At 39.4% G+C, this 18,412-nt stretch carries 17 protein-coding genes; 7 read left to right on the forward strand and 10 right to left on the reverse strand.

Features of this window, described 5'->3' with window-relative positions:
- Positions 1-563: 563 nt before the first annotated feature.
- Positions 564-716: a hypothetical protein gene (locus HF964_RS03970; protein ID WP_168721768.1), complete on the forward strand. Its 153-nt coding sequence runs from the start codon at positions 564-566 to the stop codon at positions 714-716.
- Between the two features lie 50 nt (positions 717-766).
- On the opposite strand, the gene HF964_RS03975 is transcribed toward HF964_RS03970, so the two are convergent.
- Both HF964_RS03975 and HF964_RS03980 read right to left on the reverse strand, forming a co-directional pair.
- A complete protein-coding gene (locus tag HF964_RS03975) occupies positions 767-1,681 on the reverse strand; it encodes an NADP-dependent oxidoreductase (protein ID WP_168721769.1) in 915 nt (304 codons plus the stop codon).
- A gap of 20 nt (positions 1,682-1,701) precedes the next feature.
- Positions 1,702-2,028 carry a hypothetical protein gene (locus HF964_RS03980; protein ID WP_168721770.1) on the reverse strand — a complete coding sequence of 109 codons (327 nt, stop codon included), beginning with the start codon at positions 2,026-2,028 and terminating at the stop codon, positions 1,702-1,704.
- Between the two features lie 103 nt (positions 2,029-2,131).
- Between HF964_RS03980 and HF964_RS03985 the strand changes: the two genes are divergently transcribed.
- The 3 genes from HF964_RS03985 to HF964_RS03995 all read left to right on the forward strand — a co-directional run bounded on the left by HF964_RS03985 (position 2,132) and on the right by HF964_RS03995 (position 6,281).
- Complete coding sequence (locus HF964_RS03985) at positions 2,132-2,767, forward strand: NAD(P)H-hydrate epimerase (protein ID WP_276508942.1); 636 nt, start codon at positions 2,132-2,134, stop codon at positions 2,765-2,767.
- A 33-nt stretch (positions 2,768-2,800) separates the two neighbouring features.
- On the forward strand, positions 2,801-4,663 hold the full coding sequence (locus HF964_RS03990; protein WP_168721772.1) for an FAD/NAD(P)-binding protein: 1,863 nt from the start codon (positions 2,801-2,803) through the stop codon (positions 4,661-4,663).
- 229 nt (positions 4,664-4,892) lie between these two features.
- Positions 4,893-6,281, forward strand: coding sequence for a methyl-accepting chemotaxis protein (locus HF964_RS03995; protein ID WP_168721773.1), 1,389 nt, complete (start codon positions 4,893-4,895; stop codon positions 6,279-6,281).
- Positions 6,282-6,480: 199 nt separating this feature from the next.
- On the opposite strand, the gene HF964_RS04000 is transcribed toward HF964_RS03995, so the two are convergent.
- Positions 6,481-7,377 (reverse strand): alpha/beta hydrolase, encoded by an 897-nt coding sequence (locus HF964_RS04000; protein ID WP_168721774.1) that lies wholly within the window; start codon positions 7,375-7,377, stop codon positions 6,481-6,483.
- A gap of 137 nt (positions 7,378-7,514) precedes the next feature.
- Between HF964_RS04000 and HF964_RS04005 the strand changes: the two genes are divergently transcribed.
- Together HF964_RS04005 and HF964_RS04010 are read left to right on the forward strand one after the other, a co-directional pair.
- Positions 7,515-8,771 carry a hypothetical protein gene (locus tag HF964_RS04005; protein WP_168721775.1) on the forward strand — a complete coding sequence of 419 codons (1,257 nt, stop codon included), beginning with the start codon at positions 7,515-7,517 and terminating at the stop codon, positions 8,769-8,771.
- A 429-nt stretch (positions 8,772-9,200) separates the two neighbouring features.
- The gene (locus tag HF964_RS04010) at positions 9,201-9,839 is read left to right on the forward strand and encodes a DUF4097 family beta strand repeat-containing protein (RefSeq protein WP_168721776.1); all 639 of its coding nucleotides are present in this window, start codon (positions 9,201-9,203) and stop codon (positions 9,837-9,839) included.
- A 139-nt stretch (positions 9,840-9,978) separates the two neighbouring features.
- On the opposite strand, the gene HF964_RS04015 is transcribed toward HF964_RS04010, so the two are convergent.
- From HF964_RS04015 to HF964_RS04030, 4 genes are read right to left on the reverse strand one after another with little or no spacing between them, the layout of a single operon-like run.
- Positions 9,979-10,614 carry an ATP-binding cassette domain-containing protein gene (locus tag HF964_RS04015; protein WP_168721777.1) on the reverse strand — a complete coding sequence of 212 codons (636 nt, stop codon included), beginning with the start codon at positions 10,612-10,614 and terminating at the stop codon, positions 9,979-9,981.
- Positions 10,604-11,509 (reverse strand): iron chelate uptake ABC transporter family permease subunit, encoded by a 906-nt coding sequence (locus HF964_RS04020; protein ID WP_168721778.1) that lies wholly within the window; start codon positions 11,507-11,509, stop codon positions 10,604-10,606. Before HF964_RS04020 ends, HF964_RS04015 begins: the two co-directional genes overlap by 11 nt.
- Positions 11,506-12,369: an ABC transporter substrate-binding protein gene (locus HF964_RS04025; RefSeq protein WP_168721779.1), complete on the reverse strand. Its 864-nt coding sequence runs from the start codon at positions 12,367-12,369 to the stop codon at positions 11,506-11,508. The genes HF964_RS04020 and HF964_RS04025 overlap by 4 nt, the downstream gene beginning before the upstream one ends.
- A 20-nt stretch (positions 12,370-12,389) precedes the next feature.
- Positions 12,390-13,139 (reverse strand): NEAT domain-containing protein, encoded by a 750-nt coding sequence (locus HF964_RS04030; protein WP_168721780.1) that lies wholly within the window; start codon positions 13,137-13,139, stop codon positions 12,390-12,392.
- A gap of 143 nt (positions 13,140-13,282) precedes the next feature.
- On the opposite strand from HF964_RS04030, the gene HF964_RS04035 reads away from it, so the two are divergent.
- On the forward strand, positions 13,283-15,940 hold the full coding sequence (locus HF964_RS04035) for a leucine-rich repeat domain-containing protein (RefSeq protein WP_168721781.1): 2,658 nt from the start codon (positions 13,283-13,285) through the stop codon (positions 15,938-15,940).
- 53 nt (positions 15,941-15,993) lie between these two features.
- Here the strand turns inward: HF964_RS04035 and fliS are convergent, their stop codons facing one another.
- The 3 genes from fliS to fliD are packed head-to-tail and all read right to left on the reverse strand — an operon-like array spanning position 15,994 to position 18,273.
- A complete protein-coding gene (gene fliS / locus HF964_RS04040) occupies positions 15,994-16,365 on the reverse strand; it encodes a flagellar export chaperone FliS (protein WP_168721782.1) in 372 nt (123 codons plus the stop codon).
- A 14-nt stretch (positions 16,366-16,379) separates the two neighbouring features.
- The gene (locus HF964_RS04045) at positions 16,380-16,709 is read right to left on the reverse strand and encodes a hypothetical protein (RefSeq protein WP_168721783.1); all 330 of its coding nucleotides are present in this window, start codon (positions 16,707-16,709) and stop codon (positions 16,380-16,382) included.
- A 25-nt stretch (positions 16,710-16,734) separates the two neighbouring features.
- Entirely contained in the window at positions 16,735-18,273 is a 1,539-nt protein-coding gene (gene fliD, locus HF964_RS04050; protein ID WP_168721784.1) for a flagellar filament capping protein FliD, read from the reverse strand.
- Positions 18,274-18,412: the final 139 nt, after the last annotated feature.

Consider the following 18,412-nt stretch of genomic DNA (forward strand, 5'->3'; position numbering starts at 1 on the left):
GGAGACGTTTGAAGCATAATTTACTAGCGAAATTGACATTCGCAAATTTGTTTAACTCTGAAAATTAATTTCAAAGTACTTACACATTTGATTGTCAAAACTTTATTCAGTTTTCAAAGATCTACGTTTGTGCTTCGTAATGAAGCAACATCTAATTACTATACTCGCTTTAATTTAATAAGTCAACAACTTTTTAAATTAATTTTGAAATAGTTATTTGAATGTTGATGTCATGCGGTTTGGCTGTTTTTGTACTGCCTTACGAGACAACTTAAATATCATATAACAACATTGTAACCTACGCAAGTATTTTTTTAAAATAATTTGCTCATTGTAAATATTCACTGTCTATTAATAGTTTTGCTTCATTATATAAACGTTAAAAGATGAATTTACTAAATCATGTATTTATTATTAAAGCTACTACAATGTCCCCTGTTAAAATCACAAAACTTCACATATTTCAATAACTTTTCTCACAATTAATTGGTTTATTACTTGTACAAATGTCTTAGATACGTTAAAATAATTCGGTAGTACATTCACGAGAGGAGACATTAAACATGGCACAACGTAAACCATACAACTCATGGGCAGGCACACGTCCCGTTGCTCCTGCTAACGATACTGCTAAAGCTAAGCGTCGCGCAGAAGTTGACGCAATCGCAGCTTGGGCTAAAGGTAAGGGCGACCTTCCTACTAAAGACGCTAAGTAATTAGCCGTTAATAAAAACCGGTAACGAATTATCGTTACCGGTTTTTTTGTTTATTCATAAACTAAAACATATTTACGATCATAATGCCCACTACCAACTAATTCATGACCAACACGGACATTTGCTAACGTCATTGGTACTACTTCTATTGGCGGTAACATTAATACGCCATTTACAATCATGTTCAAAAGTGCTTCTAAGTCAGCTCCTGAACTAGTTAAGAATTCTTGGGTCGCCGTAATGTCAGGCCGTTGCGTATTAGGTTCATCAACAATTGAAACTAACTTACCACCCGATTTTAAGGCTACTAAAGAATCTTTTAACGTTTGACCACCAATTGTATCTAAAATTAAATCAAATTCAACACCAAACTCAGCTAAAGAGGTCTTAGTATAATCAATTGCAATAATATCAGGAAGCTTACTTAATTTAGCCACATTAGCTGTACTTGCAGTCGTATAAACTTGTGCACCAGTATTTTGGGCTAATTGAATTGCAATGCGCCCAACATTTCCCATCCCCCCATGAATTAAAATCTTTTGATTAGGCATGGGTTGTAAATAATGACGAATCATTTGATAAGCTGTTTGACCAGAAACGGCTAAACTTACTGCTTGAGCATAACTCATTTCAGCTGGAATGCGGGCTAGTTCGCGTTGGTTAACCGGTACATATTCACCATATGTTTTTAAATAACGTGAAGCAACCACTCGCTCACCAATATGATAACCGGTCACTGCATCCCCAACAGCGACAATCTCACCAGCTACACTTGAACCAGGAATAACAGGTAATACATGACCATCAGTCTGACCAGCACAAAAAGCTACATCATATGGCTCAATTGCAATCGCACACTGGCGTACTAAGACTTGCTTAGGGGTTAAGGTTGGTTCTGGTGTACTTATCTCCACTAAATGAGCTAAATCACCAAATTCACGTAATACATATGCTTCCATTTCCATGATTGACCTCCACGATCTAATTACCGCCCTAAAATTTTAACTACTTCTCGCTCCAACATATCCCACAAGAATGGGGCTTGATTTTCAAAAGCACTTACAAAGTTAAACTGGGTGTTAGTAATGGTACCAACTTCTTGTTTCATAAAGTCAGTGACAACAAAATCATCACCAACTTGTCGCACTGTATAGTAATGGCCTTCAAGTTTTTCATCAAAAATAGCTTGTAGACCACGTAATAATGTATCCATGATTAATAATGGGGCGGTCGTTGCTTGACCATTTGCATTCAAATATGCCAATTGTTCCATTAATTCTGGCATGTCAGCAGCAATGATATCTTTGTCCATCTTAATTAATTCTACCTTTATTGTTTTTACTTACTTTATTTCATTGTATAATAATAACCGAATTGATTCTAGAAATAATAATAAAGAAGTAGAGGTGAGCATTTTGGAACCAACTGTAGTAACAGCTCAACAGATGCAAGCTTACGACAAATATACAATTGAAACTATTGGTATGCCGAGTGCAGTCTTGATGGAACGAGCAGCTTTATCCGTAATTGCAACAGTTGCTGCTGGCGGCTTTGATTTGACACACGTCCTAGTTGTCGCCGGCACTGGTAATAATGGTGGCGATGGTTTAGCGATTGCTCGCATTTTGCACCTTAGAGGTGTTGATGTGAAGGTTTTATTGCTAGGTGATGAACGCAAATTATCAAAAGCTAACAAAGAGCAATTAGCAATTTGTCGTAAATATCAAGTTAAAGTCGGTCACTCAATCAAAGATTTCCGGGAATATACCGTTATTATCGATGCCCTCTTTGGGATTGGTTTAACGCGTGATATTACGGGTAAATTAGCAGAAGCGGTTAAAAAGATCAACGCTTCTAACCAGCCAGTTGTCGCCGTTGATATCCCATCAGGCTTAGATGCCACAACTGGGAAGATTCTAGGCTCAGCCATTCGTGCTAATACCACTGTTACTTTTGGCTATTTGAAAGTCGGTTTGACAGTCGGTGATGCCAACAAACGAGTTGGAAAAGTCATCGTCAAAGATATCGGGATTTACGCCCCAGAATTTTAAACGATTTTTCAAACTAGGAGAGAACCAAAAATTATGAAGACAATTCTCGTCGGTGCGGGGCCACGAAGCCTCATTTTAGCCGAACGTCTAATCAGCAACTATGAGCACGAGGCCAGCCAAGATACATTGAGTATCCAATTAATTGACCCCTACGCTATTGGGGGCCGCGTATGGCGTGTCGACCAAAATCCACTATTTTTAATGAATAGTGCGATTCAACAACTTACATTCTTCACAGATGACGCCGTAACCATGGCCGGGCCCGTGCACAATGGTCCTAATTTCTACGAGTGGGTTCAAACTCAAGCACCAACATATTTGACTACCCACATCGATCAACCAAATGCTAAGTACTTTTTAGACCATTTAGCTGATTTAACATTAAATAGTTATCCTAGTCGCGGCTTATTAAATTTTTATGCCAACTGGTTTTATGAACAACTACAAGCCCGTGCTCAAGCTGTAGGTATTGAATTAACTTACACACAAGCAGAAGTTACAGATATACAAAATAACCAACCACCTTACAATGTCATTACTGACAAAGGTACATTTTTAGCTGACCGTATTGTAATGGCCCTTGGACATTCTAGTAATCGACCAACACCAGAAGAGGCCCAACTCGCTAAATTTGCAGATGAACATGCCTTGCGTTATATTAAAGCCCAGCACCCAGCCGAGGCTGATTTAAACGTGATTCCAGCCGGTGAAGATGTTGTAATTCGTGGCTTAGGTTTAAACTTCTTTGACTATATGATTCAATTAACCATACATCGTGGTGGCCATTTTGAACCTACTGCAGCTGGTACATTACGTTATCACCCCAGTGGTCTAGAACCACATATCATTGCTGGTTCTCGTAGTGGATTACCCTTGCACGCCAAAGGAATCAACCAAAAAACGCAAGGCACTCGTTATCGGACGCATTTCTTAACGGAAGCTAAGTTAGCTGAATTGACTGATAATGGCCAACATCCAGTCGCTTATGAGACTTTTAAAGCCTTATTTGTTGCCGAAATGGAATACGTCTATTATACCAACCTAGCCAAGGAACGTGGAATTGCCAGTGATGATTTAGCAGCTGCATTAGTTGCTAGTACAAATTTAAATGCAACCGCTTTGGCCTTTGGTTTTAAGCCGGCTGATTTATTTGATCTCCAAAAGGTCATCCATCCATTTGGCAACGAAGATAATATCACATCAGAGTATGAGACATTAATCGAACGTTACTTAGCCTTTGATATTGAAGATTCTGGTAAAGGAAATCTTGATGCCCCATTGACCGCTGCTTTTGACTTAATTCGTGATATTCGTGATAATATTCGAATCTTGATTGAAGGCAATGGTTTTAGCAATGATGATCGCAAAAAATTCCTTACTGAGTTTAACGCATTATCAAGTTTGATTTCAGTTGGACCACCACGCCTGCGAATTCAGCAAATGCTTGCTTTAATTGAAGCTGGCGTTTTAGAAGTTGCACCAGCAGGCTTGCAAGTTGGTATTACTGAAGATAAATTTTTTGTATCAACTGATAATCCTAATTACCAATATATCGTTACAAACTTAGTAGAAGCTCGTCTTGGTGCGATTGATTTACATCGAAGTACCAATCCACTTGAAGAAAATTTACGTGATCGTGGAACAATGACAAGCGCTAGTTATCTACTAGCTGATCAATCAGTTTACTCAACTGGTGCTTTAATTGTTGATCGTAAGAACTTTGAATTAATCACCAGTACTGGTCAGCACATGACTGACTTACATGCATATGGTGTGCCGACTGAAAAATACATGTGGTTTACAACATCACTCCCTCGCCCCTATGGGAACGACCGGATGCTACGAGATGCCGATAACATTGCGCGCACAATTTTAGCTGGTGTTAAAGTATGCTAAATTAATCTGCAAATAAAAATGACATTGTCAGCGAGTAATTTTCACTTGCTGACAATGTCATTTTTTAATTACTAAAGATAGACAAAAAATTTGCTAATTATTTAAATTAAGTTTAGTCTATATTTGTTTATTGATTTAATTTATATATATAAAAGCTTTTTTGTTTAAATTTTAATCTTATTTAACTAATAAATAAACATATAGAACATAATCTTGGGGGATTAATATTATGACAAGTATCACGGGGAAAAGCATCATTGCAGCAAAAATGTACCAATTAGTTAGTGGCATAATAATTGCCATGTTAATTTCATTACTTGCTGGATATTTTATTATGCACCAAACTTTAATCAACGCAGGCATCAATACCCACCTTAATGCCCAAGCAACGCTAACATACTGGCTTGTTGGTTTATTGATAATCATTATTACTACTATAGTTCTAAGTATCATTGCAAAACGAGCAGCTACTGGGGTTACTATCTTCATGCGCTTTTTTTCTAATTTATATCTAGAAATCGGGCAAGGCAAATTAAAAAAAATCCACCCACTTACGGACGCCGAAAAAAAAGTGACTTCTAAGCAATTTCAAAAGCTCGCTACCTTATTTTTACCGGATCAAAACGGTAATGAAATGGCGCAAATGAGTTATAACTTCAACGTAATGTTAACAGCCATTGATCAAATTGTTAGTGAAGTGCAACAAGAAAGCCAAAATCTGGCCCATGATGCAACTGAATTATTGAGCTTAGCTACTAAAACTAATACTTCAACCGATGATGTTGCCCACACGATTACTGCAATTGCTCAAGTTACGGGTAGTCAGGCACAAGATACGGAAAAAAGTGTCGGCCAAGTGCGTGATTTGTCAGAAGTCGTAAGTGAATTAAAAAATCTTGTTTCACTAATGAGTGATAAATCCAATCAATCAGCACGCTTAAATAAAAATAATTTAGCATTAACTAATAGCGTTGATGCTAATTGGCAAAAAGAATTACAAAATATGCAAACGTTATTAAATAACGTCAGTATCATGAACACTAGCATCCAAAATATCGGCCAAATTATTAATGTCATTAATGGAATTTCGCAACAAACTAACTTATTAGCCCTAAATGCCTCAATTGAAGCTGCTAGTGCTGGTAAGGCAGGTGAAGGTTTCGCTGTAGTTGCTGCTGAGATTCGTAGTTTAGCTGAGCAAAGCAAAGCATCGACTAAAGACATTGTCAAAATCATTACTAAAGTCCAACAACAATCAAACGATATGGTGGCACAAACAACCACTTCCGTCAAAGGTGGTGAAAAGCAATCTGAACTAATTAGCCAATCAATTGATTCAACCCAGCAAGTATTTGACAATAATATTGCCTTAATTGAGAAAATCGATACGGTTGCAGAATTAAGTAATAAAATCAATCTCATTCAGAATGCGGTCCTAACTAACCTTGAAAATATTTCTGCTGCAACTGAAGAAAATTCAGCTGGAACTCAAGAAGTTTCTGCTAATGCCCATGATGTCCTCAATACAATGGGGGATTTTAGTAATCATGCTGGTCAACTATCAGTTACTGCTGACAAACTTAATACTTTAAGTAATAAATTTGTCGTCATTGAATAGATTTAATAAGCTGTACGAAAATAGTTGGCCGATTACTCTTTTCTATTAAAAGTTTATAGCTACGATCTAAAACTAAAAAAGCCCGACTGAATTTAAAAATTCGGTCGGGCTTTTCGTATTTTATGCTAGTAGCTGCCTTCTAGTATAAACTTTTTTAGTAATTTATAACTACTTCGAAACAATTGTCACATTATCTTTGTTAGGCTAAGCCCCATTGTTCTAAATGCGCAATTTTCCAAGCTAAAACTTCATCGTTAGCAAAATCAGCGGGCCCATGATCACCACCATTCACCCACCAACAAGCAACTTGAGCTGCGGGTAAAACTTGTAATGCCGTAACTGCTAAGTTTTGACTTTGTAAAACTGGCACGACGTGATCATCTGTCCCGGCTAGAATTAGCATTGGTGGCATTGCTGCATTAAAATATGTCACTGGATTATATTGTGCGACTAATTCTGGGACTTCTTTAGGTGCACGTTGATTAAACATCTGGCCTTCAAATGAGTTGGCAGCCCCAGTTTCGGGGAATTTCGGTGCTATCCCAAGGGCTTCAAATTGTTCCGGCATCACATCCATTTGGTATGGACCATATGAGGCAATTACCGCTTGAACTGTTTCTGGCTGATCTGGATACATACCAAATGTTGTATCACTCATCATCCCCCGACTGGCAGTAACTGCCGTTAAGACTGCCAAGTGGGCCCCAGATGATTCGCCACTTAAAATGATGCGATTAGGGTCAAGTTGGTATTTAGCCGCATGTTCTCGAACCCATCGGATGACTGCTTTGATTTCATAAATTTGGGTTGGAAATGGTTGCTGCCAGATTAATGAATAATCTGGACTAATAACCACATATCCTGATTTTATAAGTTTTAATGAGTTTTGTAACTTAAATGAACTCTTTTCACCAAAATATAATCCACCACCGTAAATATCGATAATAACTGGTCTTAACCCTTGATATGTTTGGCTTGGTTGGTAAATATCTAACGTATGTCGTTGCCCATCCATATACGAAATATCTGTGCTTACGACCACCTCATCTGGCACCATGACTGGTGTAAATTCATATGGTTTTTCAATAAAAAGCATGCCTACCTCCACTAGTGCGTTTAATATGTTTAGTATAGCATCATGTGCATAATTAAAAATTATAATTTTCTAAGAAATAACCGATTAATTCAAGTATAATAAGAATTAAATATTCAGTGAAAGTTTAAGGAGAGCGTATGTTAGCTAATTTTTTTGAAACGGTGCAAGCAGCCCAACTAACGAAAGAACTACAACAATTAGAATACCAAGTCCAAGTCCGACACCACGTCATTAATTCAGCTGGTGAAATCATTACTCCTGATTTGAGTGCATGGCAATTGCTCAATCATCCTAGTGTCGCGCTTGATAATACCAGTGATCAAATTATTTTGACAACTAAGCAACAACCACAAATTGATCGTTTATTAGATGAATTGACACTCTTAGCGGATGCTGTTGAAGCAAGTTTAGATGCCAATGAGTTAACATGGCCGTTTTCAATGCCACCTCGTTTGACAAAACCAGCACACTTAACCTTAGTTCAAACAAACCCTACACGTTTGCTCAATCAAGTTAGTGTAAGCATTAAATTCAATCCTTTAATGTTAGTTCAACTCTATACACGTGCTTATCATACGGAATACGTCGATCAAGCGAGCTTTAATGAAGCCGTACTACAAAAAGTTAGCGATCGTTTAACAATGTATCAGTGGTTTATTACGTATATGTTTGGTAATTCACCGTTCTTAGCAGAAGGTTTTGGCAGTATTAATCAAATCGGGTGTCGTAGTATCATTAGCAATCTTTGGCATCAACAACAACAACCAGCCATTACCATTACGCGGGATGTTCGTGGCTTAGCAGATGGAATTAAGTTTACTAATCTTGAATTAGATGGGACTTCATTAACCGGCATTGCCAGCACAACCTTAGATTTCTTATCACTATTCACCCTCTTTTGCCTAACTTTGGCCAATGATGATCCAAGTGCTGATGAATTAGCAGCCGCCCATGAATTAAATGCATATGTTGCAAGTGAAGAAGCAGCCGCCCCAACGATTGCCCAAGAAGGAGCCACGGCAATTTTGGCGGCTGTCACCCGATTTGCGACCGATTTAAACTTCAATTCACGTTATACTACCGTCTTAAACTTACTACGCAATCGCTTAGAAGATCCACGGCAAACGAATGCCGCTGAACTTGCTAACCAAGCTTTTAACGGTTCATTACTTAGCTACGGACGGCAACAAGCTGATGATTTGAAAGCCGAATGGTTAGCTGATAACGCCCTCTTGCCTTCATTGGCTGACTTGATTCCCCTACAACAAGCCACGGTGTATAACTTAATCAAAGCCGGCAAGCCGTTTGAATTAATGCCAAGCCATACGTTGGTGTATGATGGAAGTATGTATCCGGCGAGTGTTTCTTGGCCAGAGTGCGAGAACAACCGATAGGCAGTGAGCACTAACGAAAATCACTGATTATGTGGGTTGGGCATACTTAGTGATTTAAAGTTAGGCGGAACTGACTGGTTGTTCGAGCACGTTTTAGCAGAGTGCGAGAACAACCGATAGGCAGTGAGCACTAACGAAAATCACTGATTATGCGGGTTGGGCATACTTAGTGATTTAAAGTTAGGCGGAACTGACTGGTTGTTCGAGCACGTTTTAGCAGAGTGCGAGAACAACCGATAGGCAGTGAGCACTAACGAAAATCACTGATTATGCGGGTTGGGCATACTTAGTGATTTAAAGTTAGGCGGAACTGACTGGTTGTTCGAGCACGTTTTAGCAGAGTGCGAGTAACTGCACTAAGTGGCGTAATGTACCAACAATAGCCAATGACTTGAACGATTACCATGTATTTTCAGAAAGGAGTTATCCATGAAAACGACCAAAAAAAGAAATTTCATTATTATGATTCTCCTAGTAATCTGTCTTATTGTATGGGCGGGCGTTTATTTTTACCGAACCCAGGCGACCATGACACATTACCAATCAACTATCCCAACTAATGACGCTCTTCAAAATATTAGTTTAAATTCTGGTGGTAGTGATGTTAACTTAACCTTCGCTAATACCGGGGCCAGTGAAATTAATTTAGCCGGCGATGTGACACCAGCTTTTATAAAACAAAATGAAATTATTCAAAAAGAAGCGACCGCCTTACACCTTAATTTCAATAATTCACAGGGTCATCGGCTTTTTAATAGCAAAAAAACTTCCACACATGCAATTGATGTAACCATTCCAATTAGTGCCGCAATTAAACTCAAAACAGTCATTATTAATACACATGGTGGTGATATTCGCCTAGTAAACGTTAATCAATTACGAGCCTTAAAGATAAATACAAATGGCGGGGATGTTTATTTATCTGACCAAGACGCCTTAACTTTTAACCATAAGTTCACTACTAGCGGTGGTGATAATGACTTTGCTGATAGTGGGCGCGGCAATGTTAATAATGGTGGCACATTAGCCATCACTACAAATGGCGGAGATATTATTCGTAGTAAATAGCACCACATCAAACTTATTGGATACATAAAAAGCATGTATGACAAAAAAACTTTAGATACAATACAAAACTAAAAAAATCTCGACTGAAAAAATTCGGTCGGGATTTTTTAGTTTTATTTATCTCACAAGCATGTCGTACTTAAATCCAAAAGGCCACTGCACCATCAACGGTCTGGTGTAAAGACACCGGTGTGGCAAAAGTTGCCGTTAAATCGGTTGTAGTCATTATGTTACTTGGTTGGCCTTCATTTAATGTTGCTGCTGAAACTAACCAAATCCAATCCGCAACCCGATAAGCGTAATTTAAATCATGAACAACCATTAAGATAGTCGTTTTAAGCTGCGGTAATAACTGTAATAGACGCTGTTGATATCGTAAATCCAAACCATTTAAAGGTTCATCTAATAAGATAACTGGGGCATTTTGCAATAAAATAAACGCTATCCAGACACGTTGTTGTTGTCCGCCAGATAGTTGGTTAACTTGCTTGGCTAATAATGGTGCCAATTCAAGTTCGGTCACAATATCAATTGTAAGTGGGCTTGTGGCACGTTGCTGTCCCAAAGTTAACAAATCATCAACACTTAATGCATCATAACTTTGATTTTGTTGTGGTAAGTATGCACATTCAGGAAGATGCGTTGCTAAATACGCTAATAATGTCGATTTACCACTTCCGTTTGGACCTAATAATACTGTAATCTGTTGATCAGGTAAAGTTGCTTGGCTAACTTGCAAAAGATTGCGGGGCAACGTAATTTCTTTAATTAACATCGTGTCCTCGTTTCCAAAATACTAACAATAGTGGTGCCGTTAGTAACATCAATACCGCCCCGGTGGGCAATTCAAGTGGATAATGCAGACTATGGGCCAGTAAATCACTACCACTTAACATCACTGCTCCCAACAATCCTGTCACAACTAAACGATTTTGGGCAGGCTTAGTCATAAGTTGGGCAACGACTTGTGCAATGATTAAGCCAACAAAAAAAGTTGATCCCAATACCGCGGTCACCGCCCCGATAAATAACGCCGCTCCGAGTTGCCATAATAAGCTCAACCGCTTTTCATCAATCCCAAGTTGACCGACATGAATTTGGGGGAGTGCAAAATAAGTTAAGGTTGGCCCCGCTATTTGCCAAATAATAATCCCAACAACACAAAAGATTGCTAGTAACCACGTATCTTGCAGCGTGACATTGGCTAATGACTTCCCTACGAAGCCTTGATTACTCGTAATTAAAGTCGTAATCGCATTTAAGAGCATCGCCACACCCAAGCCACCTAATAACAACTGAAGTGGTTGGCGTAAGATGCGTAACATACTAGCACGTAAAATTAACAACCAAACAATAGCCCACAGTGCCCCGGTCAACACACGCCATGGTGTAGCTGGCGCAAATATCACCGCAATTAAAGCATTCCCTAATTCAACCCCACTGGCCAACCCCAACATACCGCCATCAACGTAGCGATTGCGAAGAGTAGTTTGAAAAATAACAGCACTAACTGCTAACATCCCACCACCAATTAAAGCAAATATTAGGCGGGGGACACGAAGTTGCCAAAAAATTTGTGTTGTGGGCCACATATGCCCTAGTGGCAAACCTAATGTTAAGCCACTAATTAGTAAGATTGCACTAATTAACCCACCACCTAAATACTTCATTTGGCTGCCTCCATCCACGTTTGAATCTGATGATAAGCTTCATTGACATGCATATTAGCGGTCAAACCAAATTCGGATGCTAAAGCATCATAGACATGGCCTTCGCGCGTGGCTGCCAAATTTTTGTAAGGTGCGTGTTTAAATGTTTCTTCAAAGTTAGCTTGAACACTGGCTGGCATGGCATGGGCAAAACGAATCACAACATCTGGATCCATTTCAGCAATCGTTTGCGGATTAACTGGTGCATAAGGACTATTGGGATCGCTAGCCACGACAGTCCCACCAGCTCTTGTGACTAAATCACCGACATAGCTATGTTGGTTTGCAACTAAAAATGCCCCGCCAGGCATCCCCATCAAAATTAAGACTTTAACCCCACTAGCTGGTTGTGCTTTAGGTAAAGTAATTTGTTTTAATAACCGTCTGGCTGCTCGTTCCTTATGATAGGTACTACCAATTTGGCTAATACTTTGTTGCATTTGTTCATAATTATTAAAGTTTAGCACTTGCATTGGTATCTTTTGTTGCTTTAATTTAGCACTGTAATCATCAGCAACTGCTTGATCGACATAGACGACACTGGATTTTATTTTGCTAATTTGTTCAAAATTAATACTTGTATGATTACCTACTTTGGGTAATTTTTGGACTTTCGCTGGTAAGGTTTCTGTCGTTGTGGGTACACCCGCAAGCTTAATTCCTAACCGATTAAAGATTTCTAGTTGCGCAACAGTTGTCACAACAGGTGTGTGAGCCGTCGTAGTTGTTGTGGTATTTGCTTGCTTGAAATGCCACAACACTCCACCAACTAGCAAGATTAGTAAAACAAAACTACTGAAAATAATTTTTTTATTATGCATTATCCATTCCTATTTTATTGTTAATGCTTTTTAAATAGCATTAATAAACCAACTAAAATTCCGCCACCGCCAATTCCACCAACAGCATACATCCATGTCGATCCATGTAAAAATGAATTAGTGGCTGGGGATGTTTGTTTAACGGTCGTGACCGATTGGGTAACCGCACTGCTGCTAGTTTGTGAAACTTTATTCACAAGACTACTACTACTACTAGTTTTAGCACTATTACTTTGTGAAGAACTGGCTTTGTTATCTGGACTGCTTGCACTATGACTGGTTACTTGGCTACTAGTCGTTGATGAACTCGCACTAGCTTTTGGGGTTGCAACCGCAGTTAATGGTGGTAAGCTCGTGGCATTAAATTTTAAACCAAAACCATAGTCATGGTGATAATTCAGTGCATCGACATCAACGTGCATGGCGCCATTAACTAAACTCGTTAAATTGGTGGTCAAAAAATTAAACGTATAATAATCGGTATTGCCTTGGGTGCGTTTACTAATTGATGGTGTTTGACCCGCTATGGAGCCAATTGTGACGGGGAAACTGCCTAAGTCATGAGTCGTGGCAATTGACACTGCAACATGATATTGGCCATTAATGACCGTTACATTGGCGGGATTGACAAAATAGGCACTTGCATATGACTGCTCACTTGAGCCATCCTTGAAAATTTGGTACGGTACAGCTTGGGCCCCCGCCAATGAACTGGTACTGATCAATGTGATCAATACCGTCGCCCCAGCGATTAATACTCGTTTAAACACGTTAGTTTCTCCTTAATTTGAGGTATAAAAAATTATTTATATGGTTTATCTAATTAATAAATTAAATAAGTATTTGTGAAGAGTTACTCAATAGTATACAATAATTTAATAGTTATTGACTATTCGAAAGGAATTTTTTTCAAATGAAAAAATATTATTTGGTTTTGTTATTAGCATCCCTTACCCTTGGGGGAGCGTTGCAAAATCATGTTCAGGCCACACCTATCAAGGCTACAGTCGCACAAAGTAACTCAAATATTGATACATGGATGCCAGATAAAAATCTCCAACAAGCTGTCCAAACTACCTTAGGAGCTAAGGTGCCATTAACACAAGCAAATATGTCTAAATTAACACAAGCTAATTTTACGAGTGCTAATATTAGTAATCTAAAAGGGCTAGAGTATGCCACCAATTTGCAACGGCTTGATTTAACCGATAACACGATTACAGATGTCAGTCCACTGGGGGCATTACCTAATCTGACCGCTTTAAGTTTGCGCCTTAATGATGCCGATAATTTGCCTGATTTAGCAGCTCTTAAAAATCCTAACTTGCAGATGCTAAATTTAATCGGTGATTATTATGGTGATCAACCAGCTAAATTAGCCGGTTTAGCTAATTTGACTAAGTTATCAAACCTCCAGATGGTTAGCACCCATTTAACTAGTATTCCAAGATTAGCTCCAAATGCCCCACTGACTACCTTGGATTTATCAGGGAATAAAATCACCGATGTTAGTGCTTTAGCTCGGTATCCTCAATTGACATCATTGGGAATTTCATCTAATAAAATCAGCAACTGGGCCCCAATTGCCAAGTTAACTAATTTAACAACTTTAATGGCAGGGAATAATCCCCAAACTAATATTGCTGATTTAAAGGCACTCACAAAATTACAAAAGTTAAATTTATCCCAACTTGGATTAACCGATGCCGATATTAAAACTTTATTACCTCAGTTGACCAGCTTAACTAATTTATCAATTGATTTTAACGGCCAAATTAGTGATCTAAGCCCATTGGCAAACTTAACTAAGTTAACGTATTTAAACTTCAATAAAGATGCTGTGAGTGACTTAACTCCATTAGCAAACTTAACTAAGTTAACAAGCTTGGCTTTCTCAAATAACCAAGTTAGTGATGTACGACCATTAGCAAATTTAACTAACTTAACTAGTCTTGGCTTCTTACGAAATCAAGTTTTAGACCTTAGCCCATTGCATAATTTAAAGCAACTTACTAACTTTAATGCTAAGTTTCAATTTGTAACTAAACCGAACTTAACTTTACCAGCTAAGCAAGGGTTAGTCGCCACCTTAGCAGCCAAAGATATTAATGGCACCGTGATTCCACTAACTTTTGCTAGCGGAACACCAGTTACGATTACTGGTGATAAAGTCAGCTACACGGCTCAGACAGTACCAGGTAGTACTAGTTTGGCTTGGAATAATACTAATGCTAATTCTGTAAGCAAAAACTTTAGTGGAAGCGTAGTGCAACCATTTACGTTACACCAAGATGCACCAACTGAGCCAATAAACCCAGTTAAATTACTAGTTACTAAAGGTGATAATCCAAATTTAACCTCTGTAGCTAGTAACTACATTATGCAGCAAGCTACTTTAGTCACCCATGCAAACGGCAGTGGAATATTGAACTTTAAAGTTGTGGTCCCCGTTGGTTACGGTAAAAATAGTATTTTATTCCAAGATGCTCAACAAATCAGTGCCGATAAGGTTGGTGATAGTTACGTTCTTAATTATCGTTTACCGCTAACAGCACACCAAATGAAGCAACCGGCCGTACTTGAACGGATGCATGTTGATATTAACTTCAATAACTTTGTCTACAATTATACGTATAACGTTTACTTTAAAATTGTGCATAATACCGATTATGACCCTCAACCAACCGTTGACCCTAATGGACCATTATTTGATTTACCAAGTCAGCCTACTAAGCAACCTAGCTCAACAGGTGATAATAATCCACGGCCAATTAGCAAGCCAATGGGACCATTTGACCAAATTCGTTCAGTTGGTTTGCAAATTCGTTCAGTTGGTTTGCAAATTCTCAAAGGTGATCAATCACAATCAGCTTCGGTAGCAAACCAATATATCCAACCAGTGGCAACATTACAAGTTCAACCTGATGGTAGTGGGATGTTATTAGTCAAAGCGGTTGTCCCAGCAGCTTTTGGACCTAATAGTATTAGCTTTTACAATGGTCGCCGTGTTAGTGCTGTTAAACAAGGTAGTAATTATGTGATGACATATGCCTTGCCATTGACGGCTGCACAATTAAATGCTCCCGAATTTTTAGAAACGATGCATGTTGACATTAAGGTTGGTAGCTTTATCTATAACCATATTTATAATGTTTTCTTCAAGTTACATGGTGGCAGTGGCTTTGCGGCCAATACACCAACTAACTTGATTGACCAAAGTTTTATAAATGCCGCAATTCTTAATGGTGGTACCCCACCAACGAATTTCCAAACTCCTAATACTAGTGGTAGTAGCATAACTGCAATGAGCAGTGATATTATCAGTGACGCGCAAAAACAACTAGTCGCTACTGAAAAGAATTCATCAAGCAAAAATGCTCAAACAGCAAACCAAAAAACAGTAACCCAAACGGCCAACAGCAACCGTAAATTAGCAGCCGTGGCAACCCAACCACAAGCTAGCTCCGTGAATGTCAGCGGTGATATCAAGAAAGTCAGTGCCTTTGTGGCCGCGCTCCTTGGTGTCGTCGCCGTCTATGGTGGCTGGTACTGGTTGAAGCAACGCAAGTAATGCGATACCCAACACAAAAGCGCCCACTAGTCTTTCTAGTGAGCGCTTTTAATTTATCCTTCAAGCTGTTTCCATGTCACCAACAAATCCGTCATTAACGTATCGACTTCGGCTAATTTAGCTGAATCGTTATTGATGTTAGCTTGGACTAATTGTTCGTACATGTAGTCGTATAAGTTGATCAATTCCGGGCCCACTGAACCTTCCACGTCTTGGTTAACCGCGTATTTAAGTTCCAAAATAATGTCTTGGGCTAAGAGAATCTTGGCGTGGGTCTTAGGCTTATCTTCGGCTTCAATCGCCTTTTGGGCTAACTTAACATTCTTAATTGCGCCGGCCATTAACATGCTAATCAATTGGGCGGGACTAGCACTCATCACTTGGTTTTTTAAATAACTTTGGTTCGTTTGTTGGTAGTTCATCATGGGTCATTTTCTCCTTATACATCCCGGTTAATGAAAGTCGCCTGCGCATCATATTGCATGTAGGCCGCGACGGTTGATTTTTTTTGCGTCATCGTCATAATTTGTGCTTGCACGGCATTTTTTTGTTGCTCGATGCCGACTAACAAATGTTGAAATTTATTTTGAATATTTTGGATTAATAACTGCTCATCAGCGGCTAACGTTGCGTAATCAAGTAGCGTTAGCTTGGCCAATAATTGGTCGTTAACGCGCAACACATCTTGAACCGCTTCCGGACTAGTCACTTCGCGCTCCAAATTATGCCCCAACATATCAATAATAATGCGGTCTGTTGTTGATAACATGCCGACTCCTTTCATTTACCAGTGGTTAAATCCCAGCGCCAATCTGTGAACTAAAGTAGGTCATTTGTGATTGAGCTTGGGCCATAAAGCTATCTAAAGCACTAAACTGGGTCACGTATTCGGCCCGTTTAGCGGTTAATTGATCTTGAAAATTACTAATTTGCGTGTTCAAATCTTGAATCGTTGAGTCAAAGCCAGCGGTCGTTAAGGCGATAATCCCTTGGTTGCCAGTTGAGTTAACTAAATATGAGTTCGTTAACTTCGCTAGGTCCGTCGCATAACCACTCTCATTGCTGACAATCCCGGTTTTAACATCAGTATCGGCGCTGTAAAAGAAATCTTTCACCGCTTGCGGATCAGCTTTAAGAGCTTTACTGAATTTATCAGTATCAAGCCCCAGCGTGCCATTTTTATCAATAAATGAAATCCCGACTGAATCTGAAGTCTTATATGGACTAGCGGGATTCCCCCCACTTACGCCTTCAGTCACCATGTTTTCGAGTGATTCTTGCAGTTGCGTTAAGGTCGCATCCCCAACCAGAGCCCCGGTTTGGTTATCCGCTTTGGTCGGGTCACCAGGATCCAGATCTGAACTAACTAACCCCATCAAACTATTATATTGATCAACCATTTTTGAGACCGCGCCTTGAAACTTACTCGTATCATCGGCCAAAGATAATGTTGTTGGCGTTTGCGTTGCATCAGCACCAGTACCACTCGTGGCACTAACACCGGCCAGAGTAATTGTTGCTCCGTCAAGAACATCCGTAACATTGTTAGTGTTACGCGCAATTGGAAGGTTATCTAATGAAAAAACTGCTGATTGGCCTTGGTTAGTGGCCGCTTGGGGCGTGCCTAAGCCAAGTTGGTCGGCAAGCCCGGCCGTTGAACTACTATCCACACTGAATGCCGCTTTCCCGGTCTGGGTACTCGTGAAGACAAGGTGGTTATCGACAATTGATGCTTGAATATCCGTATCCTTGGTCTGGGCATTAATCTGGGTGACAATTGAATTTAACGTGTCTCCGGGCTTAATATCAACCGCGACTTTACTACTAGTCGCCTTGCCATCCCCGATTGTAAAACCTGGCACATTAATCGGCTCACCATCGGTCCCAGTTACTGTATCCGATTGAGCATTTAAATCAATCGTGAAGTTCCCGGTAATATTTAGTGCCGTCTTACTATCAGGCACACTATTAACCCGACCACCAGTCCACTTAGACGCGGTCGCAAGTTGCTTGACAATAATATCGTGGCTGCCTTCACTAGCCGTGTCATCACTGCTAATCGTGGCGACACTCGTATTCGTACTATTGGCGACTTTTGAATTATACGTGTCCGATTTTTGTAAATCTTGGACATCGTTTAAAAAATTCGTCAAGCGACTACGAATATCACTCCAGGCTTGTTCTTGGCCTTGTAAGTCTTGCACTTGGTTTTGTAATAAGTTCATCGGGATTGAATCGGCTTGAATTAGTTGATCAATTGTTTGGGATGATACCCCCGAATATTGACCTAAATATTGATTAGAAGCCGCGGCCCCAACACCATCAGTTGTCATATGCTTATCCTCATCTTCACTACTAGCTCAGCCTTTGTTAATATATCGTCAATTTAGGCAGAAAGTTAATATCTAGTTCGTGATTTCTTTTTAATTTAGTTACGGACTATATCGGCTACGGCGGGTAGGAAATTAATTC

Source organism: Periweissella fabalis (assembly GCF_012396505.1).
Classification (GTDB): domain Bacteria; phylum Bacillota; class Bacilli; order Lactobacillales; family Lactobacillaceae; genus Periweissella; species Periweissella fabalis.

Excerpts from the sequence above, each read along its gene's own strand:
- HF964_RS04025 (WP_168721779.1), bottom strand. The coding sequence starts at position 12,369 with ATGCATAATAAAAAAATTATTTTCAGTAGTTTTGTTTTACTAATCTTG.
- HF964_RS04020 (WP_168721778.1), bottom strand. The coding sequence starts at position 11,509 with ATGAAGTATTTAGGTGGTGGGTTAATTAGTGCAATCTTACTAATTAGT.
- HF964_RS04035 (WP_168721781.1), top strand. The coding sequence starts at position 13,283 with ATGAAAAAATATTATTTGGTTTTGTTATTAGCATCCCTTACCCTTGGG.
- HF964_RS04005 (WP_168721775.1), top strand. The coding sequence starts at position 7,515 with ATGTTAGCTAATTTTTTTGAAACGGTGCAAGCAGCCCAACTAACGAAA.
- HF964_RS04045 (WP_168721783.1), bottom strand. The coding sequence starts at position 16,709 with ATGTTATCAACAACAGACCGCATTATTATTGATATGTTGGGGCATAAT.
- HF964_RS03975 (WP_168721769.1), bottom strand. The coding sequence starts at position 1,681 with ATGGAAATGGAAGCATATGTATTACGTGAATTTGGTGATTTAGCTCAT.
- HF964_RS03970 (WP_168721768.1), top strand. The coding sequence starts at position 564 with ATGGCACAACGTAAACCATACAACTCATGGGCAGGCACACGTCCCGTT.
- HF964_RS04015 (WP_168721777.1), bottom strand. The coding sequence starts at position 10,614 with ATGTTAATTAAAGAAATTACGTTGCCCCGCAATCTTTTGCAAGTTAGC.
- fliD (WP_168721784.1), bottom strand. The coding sequence starts at position 18,273 with ATGACAACTGATGGTGTTGGGGCCGCGGCTTCTAATCAATATTTAGGT.
- HF964_RS03995 (WP_168721773.1), top strand. The coding sequence starts at position 4,893 with ATGACAAGTATCACGGGGAAAAGCATCATTGCAGCAAAAATGTACCAA.
- HF964_RS03980 (WP_168721770.1), bottom strand. The coding sequence starts at position 2,028 with ATGGACAAAGATATCATTGCTGCTGACATGCCAGAATTAATGGAACAA.
- HF964_RS03990 (WP_168721772.1), top strand. The coding sequence starts at position 2,801 with ATGAAGACAATTCTCGTCGGTGCGGGGCCACGAAGCCTCATTTTAGCC.
- HF964_RS04000 (WP_168721774.1), bottom strand. The coding sequence starts at position 7,377 with ATGCTTTTTATTGAAAAACCATATGAATTTACACCAGTCATGGTGCCA.
- HF964_RS04010 (WP_168721776.1), top strand. The coding sequence starts at position 9,201 with ATGAAAACGACCAAAAAAAGAAATTTCATTATTATGATTCTCCTAGTA.
- fliS (WP_168721782.1), bottom strand. The coding sequence starts at position 16,365 with ATGATGAACTACCAACAAACGAACCAAAGTTATTTAAAAAACCAAGTG.